The sequence below is a fragment of the Allorhizobium pseudoryzae genome (assembly GCF_011046245.1).
GTDB classification, from domain to species: domain Bacteria; phylum Pseudomonadota; class Alphaproteobacteria; order Rhizobiales; family Rhizobiaceae; genus Neorhizobium; species Neorhizobium pseudoryzae.
Window position 1 is genome coordinate 168,849 of record NZ_CP049244.1, and the last position, 17,876, is coordinate 186,724.

Below are 17,876 nucleotides of genomic sequence, written 5' to 3' on the forward strand. Positions count from 1 at the left end.
CAACGTCCGGATGATAGCCATGGGCATACACACCAACACGCCGAGCGAAAGCGTGCAGAAGAGAAAAAGATCCCGCGTTTTGCCGCTTGCCGCGATGGCGCTGCTGGCTGCGCTTGCCTCGTGCGAGGCAGAAAGGAAACCGCTGACGCCGGATATCCTTCCTGTTCGCGTGGAGCCTGCCAAACTTGCGGCAGATGATCTGCATGCCTCCGGGACCGGCGAGGTCAAAGCGCGCGTGGCCAGCGACCTGTCGTTCAAGGTCGGTGGGAAGGTCGTCTCCCGGTCGGTTGGCGTCGGCGATCATGTCAAGGCAGGCCAGGTGCTGGCCACGCTCGATCCGGTGGAGCAGTTGGCCGATATCGATTCCGCCAAGGCCTCCGTCGCGTCCCAGGAAGCGACATTGCGCATGGCAGCCTCGGTTCTGAGCCGACGCAAGGCTCTGACACAGACCGGCGCGCTGTCGCAGCAGGAACTGGACAGCGCGCAACAGGAGTTTCAATCTGCACAGAACGACCTGGATGCCGCCCGCGCCAAGCTCGAGAGCGCCAATGAAGCGTTGATCCAGACGGAACTTCATGCGGATGCCGACGGCACGATCACCGCCCGCAATGTCGAAGTCGGTCAGGTGGTGCAGGCGTCCACAACTGTCTTCACTCTCGCGCATGACGGTGCCCGGGACGCGGTCTTCAATGTCCAGGAGTCCGCCTTGTCGGGGGACGAACGGCCCAAATCCATCACGGTCGCGCTCGTGTCCAAGCCCGATGTCAAAGCGGCGGCAACAGTTCGGGAAATCAGCCCGACGCTTGACCGGTCGCTCGGGACCGTCAGCGTCAAGCTCTCCATCGACAACCCACCGGCGGAGATGACCCTGGGCTCGGCCATCATCGCTAACGTCGTGTTCGGCAGAGAGCAGCGCATCTCCGTGCCCTGGCAGTCGCTGTTCTCCAAGGCGGGAGAACCGGCCGTGTGGGTGGTGGATGCCGGCACCTCCAGCGTCACGCTGAAACCGATCACCATCGAACGGTACGATGCCGCAAAGGTCATCGTCGAATCAGGACTTGAACCCGGAGAGCTTGTGGTTGTCGACGGCGGACAGTTCCTTCGCGATCAACAGAAAGTCTCGATCTCGCAAGAGGCGACCCAATGAAATCTCCCATCGCCATTTCCTTCGTGTTGATCGCGGCAGGCCTCAGCGCGTGCTCCGATGACAAAAAAGATCCCGCGCCTCCGGTGCGTCCTATCCTCTCCATGCTGGCGGAGCCCCGGGAAAGCATTGCGACCGGCTTCGCCGGCACTGTCGAAGCGCAGTTTTCCACAGATCTGGGCTTCCAGGTGCTGGGACGCATCACCGCCCGTCACGTCAGCGTCGGGGATCTCGTCAAGAAGGGCCAGATCCTCGCCAGCATCGATGCCACCGCATTGCAACTGGCTGTCACGCAGGCCGAAGCTGATCTTGCGTCCGCCGTTGCCAAGCTGGATCTCGCCAAGCTCAACGAGCAGCGGCAGAAGACGCTTGTTGCGTCAGCGGCCAGCACGAAGGAGCAACTGGAAACGGCGGTGCAGAGCCGCGAGGCTGCCGAAGCCACCGTTCAGCAGCTCCAGGCGAGCCTGACCAAGGCGAAGGAACAGCTCACCTATGCTGACCTCACCGCAGACACGGACGGTGTCGTTTCGGCCGTATCGGCTGAAGTCGGCCAGGTGGTTTCCGCCGGCCAAACCGTGCTGACGATCGCGAGACTGGAAGCGCGCAACGCCGTCGTCGATATTCCGGACAGTTTTGATCAGTTGACCAAGATCGGCACGCCCTTCGAGGTAACGCTCCAGGCAAACCCCGTCATCAAGGTGAGCGGCACGGTTCGCGAAACGACCCCCCAATCGGACGCAGCGACCCGCACGCGCCGCACCAAGATCGCACTGAACGCGCCGCCGGCCTCCTTCCGGCTCGGCAGCACGATCACCGCAACGCCTGAAGCCCCGAGCGACGGCCATATCTGGCTTCCTGAGAGCGCGGTGGGGATCGCCGATGGCAAGACATTCGTTTGGGTCGTCAACACCGACACCAAGACGGTGTCCCGCAAGACCGTCGAGACGAGACCGTCGGCCGGAGGCGGACTGGATGTTCTCAGCGGTCTTGAACCGGGCCAGCGTGTCGCATCAGCCGGCGTCTATTCGCTCGCCGACAATCAAACCGTCAGAATTCCAGATGAGATGCCCCAATGACCATGAAATTCAATCTCTCCGAGTGGGCGCTAAAGCACAAGTCGCTCGTCTGGTACTTCATGATCCTGGCCACGGTTGCCGGCGTCATGTCCTACGTCAATCTGGGACGGGAAGAGGATCCTGACTTCAGCATCAAGACCATGCTGATCCAGGCTTCCTGGCCGGGCGCATCCGTCGATGAAATGACAAGCCAGGTCACGGACCGCATCGAAAAGAAACTTCAGGAGCTTGAATCGCTCGACTACACGAAGAGCATCAACTCTCCCGGACAGACGACAATCTACGTCAACCTGCTCGAAACCACCAAGGCCAAGGACGTGAAGCCGACCTGGGTCAAGGTGCGCAACATGATAAACGACATCTCCTCCTCCCTGCCATCCGGCGTTCAGGGGCCGACCTTCATCGACAGCTTCGGCGACGTCTACGGCAATATTTACGCCTTCACGGCCGATGGCCTCACACAGCGCCAGCTGCGCGATTACTTGGAGGCCGCCCGCCAACAACTCCTCTCCGTTCCGAACGTCGGCAAGGTGGATCTGGTCGGCGCTCAGGACGAGGTGGTGTACCTGGAGTTTTCGACCAGGCAGATGGCTGCGCTGGGCATTACCCAGCAGCAAATCCTGGAGACGCTGCAAAACCAGAACGCCGTGACGGCCTCCGGCACGCTGCGGACGGGAGCGGAAAGCATCAACATCCGCGTTTCGGGACAGTTCGCGACACAGGACGCACTGCGCGACATCAATCTGCGCGTCAACGATCGCTTCTTCCGGTTAAGTGACGTCGCCAAGATCACCCGAGGCTACTCGGATCCCCAACAGCCCCTGTTCCGCGTGAACGGCCAGCCCGCCATCGGGCTTGCCATCGGCATGAAGCCGGGATCGAACCTTCTGCACTTCGGGGAGGCCCTCAAGGCCACCATGGACAAGGTCATTGCCGATCTGCCGGTTGGCATCGGTGTCCATCACGTCGCCGATCAGGCCGTCGTCGTGGAGGAAGCCGTTGGCGGCTTCACCAAGGCCCTGTTCGAGGCCATTGCCATTGTTCTTGTCGTGAGCTTCCTCAGCCTCGGCATGCGTGCCGGTCTGGTGGTCGCGTGTTCGATCCCGCTCGTTCTCGCCATCACTTTCATCTTCATGGAATATCTCGGCATCTCGCTGCAGCGCATCTCTCTCGGTGCACTCATCATCGCGCTCGGCCTGCTCGTGGATGACGCGATGATCGCCATCGAGATGATGGTCTCGAGACTGGAGGCGGGGGACCCGCTGCCGAAGGCGGCCACCGCCGTGTGGACGTCAACGGCTTTCCCGATGCTGACCGGCACCCTGGTCACCGTCGCGAGCTTCATTCCCGTCGGCCTGAACAACAGTGCAGCCGGTGAATTCACCTTCACCCTCTTCGTGGTCATCGCGATCTCGTTGATCACCTCCTGGATCGTCGCCGTGCTGTTTGCGCCGCTGCTCGGAGTGCTCATCCTTCCCAAGAGCATGAAGAAGCATCACGAAGACAAGAGCCTGCTGGCCCGTGTCTTCGGCAGCATTCTCTCGGTGTGCATGCACTGGCCGAAGATGACGATCCTCGCGACGCTCGCATTGTTTGCCACATCCCTCTACGGCATGGGCTTCGTGCAACAGCAGTTCTTCCCCGCTTCGGACCGTCCGGAACTGATCGTCGATTGGACGGCGCGACAGAACTATACGATCGCCCAGACCAAGGCGGACATGGACACGTTCGAGGCTAAGCATGTGGCCAACAATCCGGATGTCGATCACTGGACATCCTATGTCGGCCAGGGCGCCAAACGCTTCGTTCTCTCCTTCGACGTCCCGGCCTCGACCAACAACTTTGGCCAGATGATTATCGTTGCCAAGGACGTCGAGGCGCGCGACCGGCTGATGAAGCAGCTTTCCAAGGCCGCCGAGGACGAGTTTCCGGGTACGGACGTCTTCGTCAAGCAGATGGAACTCGGCCCACCGGTCGGGCGGCCGATACAGTACCGCGTCAAGGGTCCGGACCCGCAGAAGGTGCGCACCTACGCCCAGGATGTGGCCGGCATCATGGGCCAGGATATCCGGCTTGGCCGCGTGGTCTACGACTGGAACGAACCAGCACGTGTCGTGAAGGTCGATATCATGCAGGACAAGGCACGCCAGCTCGGCGTCAGTTCCTCGGACGTTGCAACGGCGCTCAACGGGATCACGGGCGGATCGACGATCACCCAGATCCGCGACAGCATCTACCTGATCAACGTCGTGGGGCGTGCCACCAAAAGCGAACGGGAATCGATCGAGACGCTGCGTGACCTGCAATTGCCGAGCAGCAATGGACAGTCGGTCCCGTTGGCCTCCATCGCGACCTTCCGTTACGAACTGGAACAGCCAATCATCTGGCGCCGAGATCGCAGCCCGACCATCACCGTTGAGGCCGCCATTCGCGATGCGACCCAGCCCGCCACCATCGATGCGGCCCTGCAACCCGCCATCGCAGCCTTCAACGACAAGCTTCCCGCCGGCTATTCCGTCGAAGCAGGCGGTACCGCCGAAAGCAGCGCCAAGAGCCAGGCACCGATTGCGGCCGTCGTTCCGCTGATGTTGCTCGTCATGACGACCATCCTGATGTTCCAGCTGCAAAGCTTCCAGCGCCTGTTCATGGTGGTCATCGTCGCGCCGCTCGGTCTCATCGGCGTGGTTGCGGCCCTGCTCCCCAGCGGCGCGCCGCTCGGCTTCGTCGCCATCCTCGGGGTGCTGGCTCTCATCGGCATCCTGATCCGCAACTCGGTCATTCTCGTCGTCGAGATCGACACGTTGCGCAACGCCGGCAAGGAAGCCTGGGATGCGGTCAAGGAAGCGGCTGAGCACCGCATGCGGCCGATCATGCTGACGGCCGCCGCGGCCAGTCTCGCGCTGATCCCGATTGCCCGCGAGATCTTCTGGGGTCCGATGGCCTATGCGATGATGGGCGGCATCATTGTCGGCACGGTGCTGACGCTGCTGTTCCTGCCGGCCCTCTACATTGTCTGGTTCCGTGTGAAGAAACCCGCCCCTGGCACGGCGCGTGAAGCAACCGCGTAGGCGGTACTACGAAAAAGTGTCTGGCCACCGGGCCAGGCACCTTTTGCTCTATTTCGACATGGCGGATCCGGCAGAACGCAAAGCAACGTGGTCCCGACGGATCAGTTCAACCTTATCGCACCAGCACAGCGCGGAAATCGTTGACATTGGTTCCGGTCGGCCCCGGCTTGAACAGATCGCCGACGGCCTCGAAGGCGGCATAGCTGTTGTTTGCGGCGAGGAAACTTCTCCCGTCCATCCCCAGCGCCCGAAGACGGCGTGCCGTCGTGCCATCGGCAAAGGCGCCGGCATGATCGCCGAGCCCGTCGATCCCGTCCGTATCGGCAGCAATAGCCGTGACCGGAAGCCCGTCAATGGCAAGCCCGAGCGCCAGCCCGAACTCGCTGTTTCGCCCTCCCTTGCCACCTGACCGGCGAATGGTCACCGTCGTTTCCCCTCCCGACAGCAGAACACACGGGCGGGCGAACGGGCGCCCACGCTCGGCGATCTCCCGGGCCAGCGCCGCATGGACCAGCGCCACCTCCCGCGCCTCTCCCTCGATCGCATCCGATAGAATATGCGCCGAGACGCCGTGACGGCGGGCGACCTCCGCGGCCGCTTCCAGCGACACGCCGGCAGAGGCGATCACATGATGGCTGTTGCGCGCAAATGCCGGATCGTCAGGGCGCGGTGCATCCGCAGCCGGTGAGTTGAGGTGCGCGAGCATGGCCGCAGGAAGCGCCAAGCCATATTGCTCGACAACGGACAGCGCATCAAAGCGCGTGGTGGCATCCGGTACGGTCGGGCCCGAAGCGACGAAGGCCGGATTGTCACCCGGGATATCGGAGACGATGAGGCTCACCACCCGCGCTTTCGTGGCAGCCGCCAACCGTCCGCCCTTGATGGTGGACAGATGCTTGCGCACCACATTCATCGCAGAGATCGGCGCCCCGGACGCCAAAAGGATCTCGTTCAGCCTGATTTCGTCTTCGAGGGACAACCCGACCGGCGGCGCGGGCAGCAGGGCGGAGCCGCCGCCACAGATCAGTGCGATCACAAGGTCCCCGGCTTCCAGACCGGAAACGAGATCGACCAGCCTGCGCGCCGCATGGAGGCCTGCCTCGTCGGGAACCGGATGGGCCGCCTCGACGACGCTGATGGAGCGGGTTTCACATCCATATCCGTATCGCGTGACGATGAGGCCCTCCAAGGGTTCGGGCCAGAGCGTTTCCAGGGCTGCGGCCATCTGGGCGGCGCCCTTGCCAGCACCGATGACGACGGTCCGGCCCTTCGACGGCGGTGATGGCAGATGGTTTCGGATGCCAATCAGCGGGTCTGCCGCGGCGACCGCAGCATCAAACATGGCGCGAAGAAGATCTCGGTCCTGCATGCTTCTACTCAAACTCCTCAACAAGTCGGCAGGTTAGCACTGCCGGCCTTCAAAAGGCCAGATCTGCCGCGGGCGAAGGGACTAGTCTTCTAACGTCGCGCGCCAAGCGGCCAGAGTCCTCGTCACAGGATGTTGGCTCCCTTGATCGCTTGGCACACGGCGGCCGTCACGTCTTCCGTCGTTGCCGTTCCGCCGACATCAGGCGTCAGAATACCGGCACCCGACACGCGTTCGACGGCCTGCATCAGATGCTTGGCGGCCTCGGGCTCGCCGAGATGCTCCAGCATCTGCGCTGCCGTCCAGAAGGTGGCAACCGGATTGGCAATCCCCTTGCCCGCAATGTCGAAAGCCGAACCATGGATCGGCTCGAACATTGACGGATACCGCCGCTCCGGATCGATGTTGGCGGTGGGGGCGACACCGAGACTGCCAGCCAGCGCCCCGGCAAGATCCGACAGAATGTCGGCGTGCAGGTTGGTGGCAACGATCGTGTCGAGGCTTTTGGGGTGGAGCGTCATGCGCACCGTCATGGCATCCACCAGCATCTTATCCCAAGTGACATCGGCGAATTCCCTGGCCACTTCGGCTGCGATTTCGTCCCACATCACCATGCCGTGGCGCTGTGCATTGGATTTGGTGACGACGGTGAGCAGCTTGCGCGGACGCGACTGCGCCAGCCTGAAGGCATACCGCATGATGCGGGTCACGCCGACGCGGGTAAAGATCGCCACTTCCGTTCCCACCTCTTCCGGCAGGCCCCTATGAGCGCGTCCCCCATGGCCGGAATATTCGCCTTCGGAATTTTCCCGCACGATCACCCAGTCGAGATCGCCCGGGCCGCAATTGCGCAAGGGCGGCGTGATGCCCGGCAGGATCTTCGTCGGGCGCACATTGGCGTACTGGTCAAAGCCCTGACAGATCGGCAACCTCAATCCCCAGAGCGTGATGTGGTCGGGCACGTCGGGTGCACCGACGGCACCGAAAAATATCGCATCGAAGCTTTTCAGTTGCTCCAGCCCATCAGACGGCATCATCTCGCCGTGCTTCTTGTAGTAGTCGGACCCCCAGTCGAACATCGTCGCCGAGATCGCGAAGTTGCCGCAGCGTTCGGCAAGCACCTCCAGAACCTGCAAGCCGGCGGCGATGACTTCCGGTCCGATCCCATCGGCCGGGATTGCCGCAATTCTGTATTCACGCATGAACCACTCCTGATCGAATTCTGCTGCATCTCCCCACGCCTTGCATGCAAGGATAAATTCATTAGATCGGGTCCGTTTGTCAATCGCCGCGCGGACCCATATAAGGGATCGAAGGAAGCAGGTGCCGATGATCACACCGAAGGCCAATCTCGCGATGATGGAGCGCCCAGGCACGCCGGAGCACACGGACTCTGTTGCCGTTTCAGGCACGGTTGGACGGGTCGGCGCCGCCTATCAGGCCATCAAGGAGGCCATCCGCAACAATGTCTTTCCGCCTGGATACCAGGCGGCGGAAGTGGAGATCGCACGGCAACTGGGCATGAGCCGGACGCCGGTGCATGAGGCCATGGCGCGGCTACAGGAAGACGGCCTTGTGCGTATTCTGCCGAAGAAGGGGATCCTCATCTGCGCATTGTCGCCCATCGACATCGAGGAGATCTACGAAGTGATCATCGCGATGGAGGGAGCGGCAGCAGCACGCATTGCCCGCCTGCCGGCCGATCAGCGCCGTTCCATCGCCGATGACCTACAAACGGCAACGGACGCCATGCACGACGCCCTTAGCAACGACAATCTTGCCGCTTGGGCTGTGGCGGACGAGCGGTTTCACGAGACACTCGTCGCTCGATGCGGCAATCGCCGTCTGATGCGAATGGCCGGCACGGTGGCCGATCAGCTTCATCGGGCGCGCATGTTCACGCTGAATCTGCGCCCTCTCCCCACCGCATCCGCCCTGGATCATCAAACGATCATCGACCAGATCGCCAAGGGGCACGCGGAGGCCGCGAGCCACGCGGCACGCGTCCACCGTCAACAGGCGCGCGATCTGATGCTGCCGTTGATCGCCAAGCTCAACCTGCGCAATCTTTGACAGTTTTTTTCGCAGCAGGTTCCGCGCGGCTCGCTCCCGGGAGCCGGATCTCGCCTGGCCAGTCCTGCGGCGAAAACAGCGTATTGTGCATCTGGTTCAGCGCAATCGCGATCGCTCCGACGAGAGTGGCGCGGGAGCCGAGTTGACTTGGCTGCAGGTCAATCCTGTGGCGGGTGATGCGCAGAAGTTCCTGCCGCACAAGGTCGAGTACAAGAGGGTGGCGTCCGACATTGCCGCCGAGCACGATCGTCTGCGGATCGATCATCGCATTGACGGAGAGGATGAGGAAAGCGGCGAAACGCGCAGTCTCCCGGATGACGGCGCGCGCGGGTTCTTGACCCGCCTCTGCCTCCTGCAGAAGGCCCGGCATGGTGGACTGATGTCCGCCCCCGGCCCGGTAGCGGGCGAGAATGGTGGGCACACCGATGGCGCTTTCCAGCGCTCCACGCTCCAGGCTCTCCTCGCTGTAGGGATCGCCGCCAAACGGTAGATAGGCGATTTCACCGGCCGCGCCGCGTGCACCCCTCATCAGCCTGCCGTTGACGAGCATGCCAAGCCCGACGCCGGTTCCGAGCGAGATGAAGGCGGAGGCTTCCAGGCCGGCGCTGCATCCCTTCCAGGATTCGCCCAGCGCTGCCGCGTTCACATCGTTTTCGATCACCACTGGGCAACCCAAGGCTTCGCTGAGGCGACGCACCACATCGAGACGACCGGTTTCCGCCATATCGGGTGCGAGCGCCAGATGGCCCGATTGAGGATCGACAACACCGGGTGTGGCAACAGCGCCGAGCAAAACCTTATCGAAGGGAATTCCGGCATGGTGCAGCAATTTTTCCGCCAGATCCTGCACATAGGCAATCAGCGCCTCGCCTGCCCTGCCCTCCGTGGGGTGCTCGATTTCATGCACGATGCGACCGGAGATCGAGACCACCGCGATTCGGATCGTCGTGACGCCGAGATCGACACCGATGCCATAGGCGCTCTCCTCCGCCACCGCATAGGTCACGGCGCTGCGCCCCACTTTGCCGCTGACAATGCCATTGACCTGCACCCAACCGGCGTCTTCCAAAGCCCGGATCACTTCCGACATGGTCTGCTTCGAAAGGCCTGTTCTTTTGGCGAGCGTCGCCCGCGACGTGGGCCCTTCCTGCAGCAGGACATCCATGACAGCCCGCACGGACAACTGGCGCAGGACGGGCGGCTGGTTCTGGCGGAGGTTCATAAGGCACTCGGGCGGGCTGAGGGTTCAAGGATGCAGACCAGAGCGCTCCGTGTCAGGGAGCGTTCGGGACGCCGGCGGTCTCTCGCCTTATCCCTGCGAGCCGGGCCGCGAACGCGAGCGCACCGACGAGACCGGCTCGGGCGCCAAAACGGCTCGGCTCTACGGGGCAGGCAAAGGGAAGCAGCGGCGCCAGATGGTGGGTCAAACGCTCGAGAAACAGGGGCTGCGACCCGATCCCTCCGCCGATGACGATCCGCGATGGATCGATCAACGCCTGAACCGCGGCGATCCCGATGGACGCTTCGCGCGCCACGTCGTCGATTGCGGCCAAGGATGGACCATCACCGGCCTTGGCGCGGGCAAACAAATCGACGACGGTGCCAGCGCCGAGGTCGAAGCGCTTGCGGATGGCGCGGGTCCCCACCATGTCCTCGAACAGGCCGTTCTCGGAGGACGGTGCCAGACCGTGCGGACGCCCCCCGATCGGCAGATAGGCGATTTCGCCGGCACGCCCAAACGCGCCGCGGACGATCTCCCCGTTGATCACCAGCCCCATGCCGACACCGGTTCCGAACGAGACGAGGACAAGCGAACGCGGACCGGCCGCATCATCAGCAATGGCTTCGCCATAGGCAGCCAGGTTGACATCATTTTCAACGGCAACCGGACAGGCAAGCAGACGCCCCACGAGCGTGGAGAGCGGCTGATCGGCAGGCAGAGAGAGGTTCGGTGACAGGGATGCCAGCCCCGTCTGCGGGGAAACCGCACTCGGCACGCCGATCACCAATTGCGCCACATCCGCCAGCTCGAAGCCGCTGTCCTTCGTCAACCGGAGCGCCAGCTCGGCGATCTGGGCAAGCACGGGCGCGCCCTCCCCGTGCCGCGTTGGCTCTTCGTGGACAGCCAGCAGTTTGCCGTCGGGCATTGCCAATCCGGCCAGGGTCTTCGTTCCGCCGAGATCGACGCCGATCAGGGGCCTCGAGCGCTTATCACCATGCGATGCTGTGGAGGTGGTCACGTCACGAGGGACGGAGCCAGACACGCGTTCTTCGGACACCGGACCACCTTATTTTGATTGTTCGGAAAGCTGACGAATTAATACAAATCCGCAGTGCCGAGTGTCAAGCGACAGTGTTATCGGTTTTGCTGCAAGAACGACCGTTCGAGAGGCTAAGTCCCGATAGCCCAGGGGCATGCGCACTCCGCGGCAATGGAGCGATCAATAACCGAAGAGTTCGGACGGATCCCAGACCGCCAACACGCCGACGAAACTGAAGATCACAGAAACGACCACCAGCACCATCAGGCCACCAAACACCATCTTCCTCAGCATCGTTCGCCTTCCTGCCTTCTGTTCGTCTTTCCCGTAAGCACGGGTTCGGTGACGGATTTAGACCGGAGACGGTTCAAAAGCCAGCAGTCTGGACCATATGCCGCGGGATCAGCGTCGTCGGCCTGCGAGACGGCGGAATTGCTGGACGGCGCGCCGTGTTGCGTCGAAGAGGTGCGGATGCGTCTTGATCCAGGCCTTTGACCGACCAAGCAGGGACAGCCCCGCAAGAACAACCCGACCCTTCAGCGTCAGCGCGGACTGAAAATCGAACATCATCTGCGGCTTTCCGCCAAAGCCCGTCTTGTGATAGCCCTCGCCGACCGAGTAATCGATGAGGCTGATGCCATTCTCCCGGCACCAGACAAGCAGGCGCGAGACCAGCACCAGGGCCGGCGAACATTTTTCCCAAGGGCCGCCCTGCATTGTCAGAACGAGGCAATGCAATGTCTTTGCATGCACGAGGCCAAGGCAGGTGGCAACCGGCTCCCCATCCACCAGCAGCGCCCAAAGCCGGGCCGTCCCGGTGCCGTCGAGATATTGGCGGGCGACAAGCCGATAGAAGTCCCGCACCTCCGTCTGGGCGAGAAAGTCAAAGCGCCCAAGTTCCTGGAATCGCTCCTGCCTCTGGCGGAACATCGCCGCAAGCAGCATCTCCAGATCCTGCTCGGTCTCCGCTGCCATAAACTGGATATCGCCTTGCTCGGCTAACCGGCGTTCGGACCTTTTCAGGTTCTGACGCATCTTGGTGCTTGCCATCGCATCGATCACCTGAGCGGCATCTGCGACAACGGGAGCCTCGTAGCGCAACTGCGCGCCAGTCACGATGCCGGGAAGCAGTGCCAACGGGTTTCTGCGACCTCGATAGTGAGGCGGTATTTGCGGGATGTTCACCAGATCCGCGCGCGGCAGGACGTCAAGAACCGCCTGCCAGAGGGCCCGTGCATCAGCCGCGTCTGCCACGGCATCATCACTTGCCATCACCGGCATCGCCAGATCACACACGCCCAGCGAGACAAATTCAATGGTTGCAAAACCGTGTTGGGACCAGAGACAGAAGGGCAGCAACATCAGCGTTTTTCGCGATGAGCGCTCGCGCAGTTCAACGACGAAGAAGCGTGCGCCCCTCTTCGTGCCCAGCGTCGCCTTCACGGCTTCGATCCACGAACGCATCTGAAAGGCCGTTGCGAAGCCTTCGGCCTCGAAACCGCCCCAGAGAGAGGAAATGGCATCCAGATCATCGTGACGTATGGCGTCGAAAGGTTCGTTTGACGTCATCCACGAACCTCCCCGGCTTCTCGCCGACCGATCAAGGAAAAAGTCCTTTCCATTTGGGTGCGGTCGCCGAGCCGTCGATGAATTCGAAACCACCGGCGCTATTCAGAGAATGCAGCCGTCGCCCGGGCCACTCTGGACCGGGCCCGATCATCGCTTCCACCACCTGCGCAAACCCCTCGTGATCCAGTTTCGTCACGCGGGCAATGGCGAGAGCTGCGCCATATCCGCGCCGGCAATCCTGCACCGGCCGCAAGAGGCGACCGTCCCGAACGACCATCCGCCCAGCCGGTCTCGCCGTCGCGATATCGATCAGGACAGGGTTGGCGGCATGCGGCGTCCAGGGGCCGCGGAAATCCGGCGCGGACCAGAGATGCAGCGCATCGGAGAAGGCACCGCCACCGTCGCGCACGGTCGCAAACATCCACCAGAGATTGCCGTGGCGGACCAGCGTTGCATCGCTGCAGGTCAGGCCCGTCACCAGGTCCGCCTCCTTCACCCAGCCACCCGGATAAGCCGTCGCGCGAAACAGTTCGATCGTGCCATTCCCGGAGGTCTCGGGCACCATCCAGATCTGCCCCTCCTCCTCGAAGATGAAAGGATAGGACAGGTGACAATTGTGTTCCAGGACCGGAATCGGCTTGCCGGCCGGGCGGCCATCGACGAAATCAACGGCCGAAATAATACCCTTGCCGAGCTTGTGGATGAAATCCTCGACAAAAAGCGTGAGCTTGCCCTGATGGACGAAGGGAAAGGGATCGGCATAAAAGCGGCGCCCGTCATCCGGCAGGTCCGTCCAGCCGGTCTTGGGGTGAGCACCGAGGTCGAAGAGGTCCGGACCGTTCAGCTTGCGCCAGCCCACCCGCCAATGCGGTGAATTATAACACAGCCGGTAGATCTGCTGCACGATCCGCCGCGCGACCTTCTTGGCGGCTGCCTTGCCGAGACGGCTGATCGACGGAATGGCCGGAGACGACCCGGCCTCTTCCTGTCGCAACGCCTGCAACCTCGTCTGGCAGCCACCGGCGACCGACGCGGTGATGAGGGTGACAGACCGCGCCAGCATCTCGTCAAAACTTGCCAGGGCGATCCCGCCATATTCGGTGCCGAGCCGGGCTTCCGCAATGACATTCTGGCCGTCGAGAAGGCGCGCCGTCGGGGTCGAGCCAGACAGAATGGCAGCAATCAGCCCGTCTTCTCCGGTAAAACCGTCATAGGTGAGTTGCCAGCGCGCAACCGTTGCCGGCGCCTTGCTGCCACACAGGTCGAGAACCAGATCCGCAGGCGCTTCCCCGGCATCCGACAGTGCCAAAAGATCGGCAGCAGGAACCCGTTCGGCCTGCCCATGCCCGGCGAGGCCGTGGATCGCGGCTTCCAACTGAAACAGCGCTTCCAGCCCCGCGGGAAGGTCCGGCAGTCCTTCGACCAGGGCAACGGTGACGGACTTGCCCGGCATCGACTTGAGACGCCGGACAAGCGTCAGGTGCCAGCGGCGCACCACCCCTGCATTGCATTCCACTCTTATGTGCATGCTCTTCCCCCGATGAACGAGCATTGGCGCGACGTGCCCCCACGTCACGCCAATCTATTTAGCCTGACCGGCCGTTGAAAGGCCAGCACCTCCCTTGAGGCGCCGGTAGACTGCGGCCCAGCACAGGCTGAAAAAGGTCACTTCGGCGAGAGCCGCTCCGGCCAGCGCCCAGGCCGGCGTCGAGATGGCGAGCAGGATCGCGATCGACACCAATCCGACAAGGGCGGCAAGACCGCTGAACAAGGCGAGTGTGGAAAAGGAACCCGCCGTCTCCAGGATGATCCGTGGCATCGAATAGACGATCAGCAGAGTTGATATGACCATGGCCGACGCGCCGATGACATGGATCGACGCATCAGCAAAGGTTTCCGACTTGATGTAAGGGACAATCAGAAACACCAGCGCTCCGTAGACCAGACATCCGAGACCGAGAATGCCGGACCACAGCAGCGCTTGCTTCCACACCCGCGCATAATCATGACGCCCCATGGCCGCCGACATCTCCGGCTGCATCATGTTGTCGAAAGCCGTTGCGATAATGCGCAGCGGAGCAAACAGCGTCATGACGGCCGCGATCGGCGCATAGGCCGCAGGACCTGCCACACTGGTCACCAGGATCGCAATCGTCTGCCCCTGCAGAAGTGCGGTACTGACATAGAAAACCGTCCAGCGCAGTTGCGGCCACAAGCGCATATACCGGCGACGCACCTCACGGCGAAAGCTGATGCGGATATGGGTGCGCGGCAAGAAGAGAAGCAGCAGAATTCCAAGGCCATTCGCTACCGCCAATCCCTGAAAGATGCCGACAAGGACATCGCGCCCCTGATAAACGATGAAAGCGGTGACGGCACAGCCGATAAAGGTAAAGGTCAGATCGCTGCAACTGACGATCCACTGCCGATGACGGGCGAAGGATGCGGTGCGCAGGTGGCTGCGCAGCGCCCAGAGCCCGATGAACAGTCCGCCGATGACAGGGCCATGCGACTCCCAGAGCCAGAGGAGCGCCATCGCAAGGAGCGCAAGCGTCGTGCTGAGGAGAAGGGCGCCAGAGCCGAAGGTGATGTCATAGGCATCTGCTTCACGGCGCGTTCGACTACGCGAGATCCAGACGCTGGCCGGCACGGCAGTCAACGAACGGGTATAGGCAATCGCCACCCCGCCCATCACCATGCTGATGGCGAATATGCCGTAATCTGCGGCGGAGAGAATGTGCAGCAGATAGAGGTTCAGCGCGAAATGGAATCCGCTCTGCAATGCTTCACCGCTGACCATCAGGATCAGGCGACGGATCAGGAAAAGGGTGCGCGGGTTCATTCGGCGGCTCCCCGCTCGGTCGTCGAACCCAAACCAGCGGCGATGCCGCGCCGCGCAAGTTTCTGCGTGACGATCCTGCCGATCGTGGCGGACACGGCATCCCGGCTGAAGAGCTTTTCGTAACGCAAACGTCCCGTAGCAGCGAAGGGAGCCAAGACCGCGGGATCATCCAGGATGGCGAGCAATGTCGCCTTCAATGCTGAGGGATCTCCGGGCGGAAGCGTCCAGCCGGTCCGGCCATGATCGACAACCTCGGTCAAACCGCCGATCGAGGATGCGATTACCGGCCTGCCCCAGGCCATGGCCTCAATTGCCACGCGTCCCAGCGATTCCGGCCGTTTGGAGGGAACCGTTACCACATCGGCCCAGCTGTAATGTTGCGAGGGATCGGGTATGAAGGGCAAAAGCGTCACGTGGTCGCCGAGGCCCAAGCGGTCGATCCGCTCCCGCAGATCACGCTCCGGTTCGTCGCTTTCGAAGGCGCTTCCGACGATACGAACCTCAAGCCTCTGACGCACGGAAGACGGCAGGGCCGCGACCGCGTCCAGCAGGACGTCCTGCCCCTTGATCCGGTTGATGCGACCGAGAAGCAGGACACGCAAGGGACGTGTGCCGTCATAGGTCACCGGCAAAGGTGCCGCCGGTCCCTCGACGCCGTTATAGACGACGTGCGTCATAACGGTCTTCGGATCGCCGAATGCCTGTCGTGTGGCGTTCGAATTAAAGATGAGTTCGCTGCCGCTGAAGCGGATCAGTCCCCCTAAGATCTTCAGCGCGAGCCCCTCGGGAATCTCATGAATGTGCAGGATTGTCCTGTCGCGGGAAAAGCGGGCAGCCAGCGCATAATCCACAATCACCGACGTATTGACGTAAACGAGATCGAAGGACCGGAGGCGCCGCAGCGCGCGCAGGACGGCGATGGGAAGCCGCGGCGCGTCGATCGTTGCCAGTCTCAGCAGCGACTTGCGCCTCAAAATCCAAAGCGGCTCGAACAGGATGCGGGTCGCATGTGGCTGAAGAATCTCAACAATTGGCCCGGGTCGCGGCAGAACGACCTCGATTTCCGCGTCGGGATGGGTCTCCCGCAGGGCGGCGACACTTTCGGCAAAGCTGCGGTCGGAACCGTACAACTCCCAGCCCTGGTGGATACACGCGATACGCATTTAAGTTCTCACTTTAAGACAACGGCAAGCATGGTTCGCATTGGTCCCGCAAATTTCGTGCCTGGCCCGTTCCTTGCAAGTTTCTCAACCAGCCGTGGCTAATGTGCCAATAGTGAACGTGTATGTGAGAAAGTTGAATCAGCTATGAACCAGGCTCGCCCATCGCTCCTCATTCTCGGCACGAGAGGCATTCCCGCATCTCACGGCGGATTTGAAACCTTTGCCGAAAAGCTGGCGTTGTTTCTCGCCAAACATGGCTGGCATGTTGGCGTCTACTGCCAGGAAGAAGTCGCACACGTGACGGAGGAAGTGCGATCGTCCACTTGGCAAGGCGTCGAACTCCTTCACGTGCAGGTTGCTTCCACCGGCCCGCGGGCGACGCTGGAATTCGATTGGAAATGCGTCAAGCACGCAGCAACCCGCCCGTCGGTTTGCCTGGTTCTCGGCTACAACGGCGCGATCTTCCTGCCCTACCTCAAGGCGAAGGGGCGGAAGATCATGACGAATATGGACGGCATCGAGTGGAAGCGGGCGAAGTGGAGCCTGCCGATCAAGGCCTGGTTCTGGCTGAACGAATGGATCGCCGCCTGGTCCTCCGACCGTCTGGTGGCCGACCATCCCGCGATTGCCGATCATCTGGCGACCCGACGTCCGAGAAAATCAACGGTCATGATCCCCTATGGCGGCGTTCCCGTGCGCTCGGCGCCGACGGCACCCGTAGAGGCTCTCGGTCTTCAGCCCGACCAATATTTCATTTCGATTGCCCGCATCGAGCCGGACAACAGTATTCTCACGCTGGTCAAAGCGTTCTCGCGCAAGAAGCGCAACGCCAGGCTCGTGGTTCTCGGGACCTTCGTCGAGGGCAATGCCTACCATCAGGAAATTCTGCGTTCGGCGGGCGATGAGGTCGTCTTTCCGGGCGCGATTTATGACGAGAAGGCTGTTCAGGCGCTTCGTTTCCATGCCCGCGCCTATGTGCATGGGCACACGGTCGGCGGGACCAACCCATCGCTGGTGGAATCGCTTGCGGCGGGCAACAGCGTGATCGCCCACGACAACAAGTATAACCGCTGGACTGCTGGCGATGCCGCCGTCTTCTTTACGGACGAGGCAAGTTGCGAGGCGGCCTATGAGCGACTGCTGCACGATGACGTCGTCGTTCGGCGTGGCCAGGCGGCCGCGCGCCGACGAGCAGACGCTGAATTTACCTGGGACAAGGTGCTCTCGACATACGAGGAGGAACTGCTTGTTCTGGGCGGCTTCGACCGCAAGGCACCGAATGCTCCACCCAAGGCTCTGGCGGGAGAATAAGGG

Annotated in this window: 13 protein-coding genes; 5 read left to right on the forward strand and 8 right to left on the reverse strand. The window is 62.2% G+C overall.

The window, feature by feature from the left end:
* Nucleotides 1-19 precede the first annotated feature (19 nt).
* Genes G6N78_RS19805 through G6N78_RS19815 form a run of 3 tightly spaced genes read left to right on the forward strand, consistent with a single transcriptional unit; the run spans nt 20 to nt 5,288 of the window.
* Nucleotides 20-1,147, forward strand: coding sequence for an efflux RND transporter periplasmic adaptor subunit (locus G6N78_RS19805; RefSeq protein ID WP_165222905.1), 1,128 nt, complete (start codon nt 20-22; stop codon nt 1,145-1,147).
* A complete protein-coding gene (locus G6N78_RS19810) occupies nt 1,144-2,220 on the forward strand; it encodes an efflux RND transporter periplasmic adaptor subunit (RefSeq protein ID WP_165222907.1) in 1,077 nt (358 codons plus the stop codon). The genes G6N78_RS19805 and G6N78_RS19810 overlap by 4 nt, the downstream gene beginning before the upstream one ends.
* Nucleotides 2,217-5,288, forward strand: coding sequence for an efflux RND transporter permease subunit (locus G6N78_RS19815; RefSeq protein WP_206531678.1), 3,072 nt, complete (start codon nt 2,217-2,219; stop codon nt 5,286-5,288). The genes G6N78_RS19810 and G6N78_RS19815 overlap by 4 nt, the downstream gene beginning before the upstream one ends.
* A 112-nt stretch (nt 5,289-5,400) precedes the next feature.
* On the opposite strand, the gene G6N78_RS19820 is transcribed toward G6N78_RS19815, so the two are convergent.
* Together G6N78_RS19820 and G6N78_RS19825 are read right to left on the reverse strand one after the other, a co-directional pair.
* On the reverse strand, nt 5,401-6,657 hold the full coding sequence (locus G6N78_RS19820) for a glycerate kinase type-2 family protein (RefSeq protein ID WP_165222910.1): 1,257 nt from the start codon (nt 6,655-6,657) through the stop codon (nt 5,401-5,403).
* Nucleotides 6,658-6,779: 122 nt separating this feature from the next.
* Nucleotides 6,780-7,856, reverse strand: a complete 1,077-nt coding sequence (locus tag G6N78_RS19825) for a tartrate dehydrogenase (protein WP_165222912.1) — start codon at nt 7,854-7,856, stop codon at nt 6,780-6,782.
* A 127-nt stretch (nt 7,857-7,983) separates the two neighbouring features.
* Between G6N78_RS19825 and G6N78_RS19830 the strand changes: the two genes are divergently transcribed.
* A complete protein-coding gene (locus G6N78_RS19830) occupies nt 7,984-8,727 on the forward strand; it encodes a GntR family transcriptional regulator (protein WP_165222915.1) in 744 nt (247 codons plus the stop codon).
* Here G6N78_RS19830 and G6N78_RS19835 read toward each other — a convergent pair.
* The 6 genes from G6N78_RS19835 to G6N78_RS19860 all read right to left on the reverse strand — a co-directional run bounded on the left by G6N78_RS19835 (nt 8,708) and on the right by G6N78_RS19860 (nt 16,562).
* Nucleotides 8,708-9,949, reverse strand: coding sequence for an ROK family transcriptional regulator (locus tag G6N78_RS19835; RefSeq protein WP_165222918.1), 1,242 nt, complete (start codon nt 9,947-9,949; stop codon nt 8,708-8,710). The two genes, G6N78_RS19830 and G6N78_RS19835, sit on opposite strands and share 20 nt — an antisense overlap.
* 52 nt (nt 9,950-10,001) lie before the next feature.
* Nucleotides 10,002-10,991 carry an ROK family protein gene (locus tag G6N78_RS19840; protein ID WP_165222921.1) on the reverse strand — a complete coding sequence of 330 codons (990 nt, stop codon included), beginning with the start codon at nt 10,989-10,991 and terminating at the stop codon, nt 10,002-10,004.
* Between the two features lie 399 nt (nt 10,992-11,390).
* On the reverse strand, nt 11,391-12,557 hold the full coding sequence (locus tag G6N78_RS19845) for a GNAT family N-acetyltransferase (RefSeq protein ID WP_165222924.1): 1,167 nt from the start codon (nt 12,555-12,557) through the stop codon (nt 11,391-11,393).
* Nucleotides 12,558-12,588: 31 nt separating this feature from the next.
* Nucleotides 12,589-14,085, reverse strand: a complete 1,497-nt coding sequence (locus G6N78_RS19850; protein ID WP_165222927.1) for a glucosamine inositolphosphorylceramide transferase family protein — start codon at nt 14,083-14,085, stop codon at nt 12,589-12,591.
* 54 nt (nt 14,086-14,139) lie between these two features.
* Entirely contained in the window at nt 14,140-15,399 is a 1,260-nt protein-coding gene (locus G6N78_RS19855; protein ID WP_165222930.1) for a polysaccharide biosynthesis protein, read from the reverse strand.
* Nucleotides 15,396-16,562, reverse strand: coding sequence for a glycosyltransferase family 4 protein (locus G6N78_RS19860; RefSeq protein WP_165222933.1), 1,167 nt, complete (start codon nt 16,560-16,562; stop codon nt 15,396-15,398). Before G6N78_RS19860 ends, G6N78_RS19855 begins: the two co-directional genes overlap by 4 nt.
* Before the next feature lie 144 nt (nt 16,563-16,706).
* Between G6N78_RS19860 and G6N78_RS19865 the strand changes: the two genes are divergently transcribed.
* A complete protein-coding gene (locus G6N78_RS19865) occupies nt 16,707-17,873 on the forward strand; it encodes a DUF1972 domain-containing protein (RefSeq protein ID WP_165222936.1) in 1,167 nt (388 codons plus the stop codon).
* Nucleotides 17,874-17,876: the final 3 nt, after the last annotated feature.

What these genes read in the sequence shown, in the direction of transcription:
- G6N78_RS19805 (WP_165222905.1), top strand. Translation starts at nt 20, where the DNA reads ATGGGCATACACACCAACACGCCGAGCGAAAGCGTGCAGAAGAGAAAA.
- G6N78_RS19810 (WP_165222907.1), top strand. Translation starts at nt 1,144, where the DNA reads ATGAAATCTCCCATCGCCATTTCCTTCGTGTTGATCGCGGCAGGCCTC.
- G6N78_RS19815 (WP_206531678.1), top strand. Translation starts at nt 2,217, where the DNA reads ATGACCATGAAATTCAATCTCTCCGAGTGGGCGCTAAAGCACAAGTCG.
- G6N78_RS19820 (WP_165222910.1), bottom strand. Translation starts at nt 6,657, where the DNA reads ATGCAGGACCGAGATCTTCTTCGCGCCATGTTTGATGCTGCGGTCGCC.
- G6N78_RS19825 (WP_165222912.1), bottom strand. Translation starts at nt 7,856, where the DNA reads ATGCGTGAATACAGAATTGCGGCAATCCCGGCCGATGGGATCGGACCG.
- G6N78_RS19830 (WP_165222915.1), top strand. Translation starts at nt 7,984, where the DNA reads ATGATCACACCGAAGGCCAATCTCGCGATGATGGAGCGCCCAGGCACG.
- G6N78_RS19835 (WP_165222918.1), bottom strand. Translation starts at nt 9,949, where the DNA reads ATGAACCTCCGCCAGAACCAGCCGCCCGTCCTGCGCCAGTTGTCCGTG.
- G6N78_RS19845 (WP_165222924.1), bottom strand. Translation starts at nt 12,557, where the DNA reads ATGACGTCAAACGAACCTTTCGACGCCATACGTCACGATGATCTGGAT.
- G6N78_RS19850 (WP_165222927.1), bottom strand. Translation starts at nt 14,085, where the DNA reads ATGCACATAAGAGTGGAATGCAATGCAGGGGTGGTGCGCCGCTGGCAC.
- G6N78_RS19855 (WP_165222930.1), bottom strand. Translation starts at nt 15,399, where the DNA reads ATGAACCCGCGCACCCTTTTCCTGATCCGTCGCCTGATCCTGATGGTC.
- G6N78_RS19860 (WP_165222933.1), bottom strand. Translation starts at nt 16,562, where the DNA reads ATGCGTATCGCGTGTATCCACCAGGGCTGGGAGTTGTACGGTTCCGAC.
- G6N78_RS19865 (WP_165222936.1), top strand. Translation starts at nt 16,707, where the DNA reads ATGAACCAGGCTCGCCCATCGCTCCTCATTCTCGGCACGAGAGGCATT.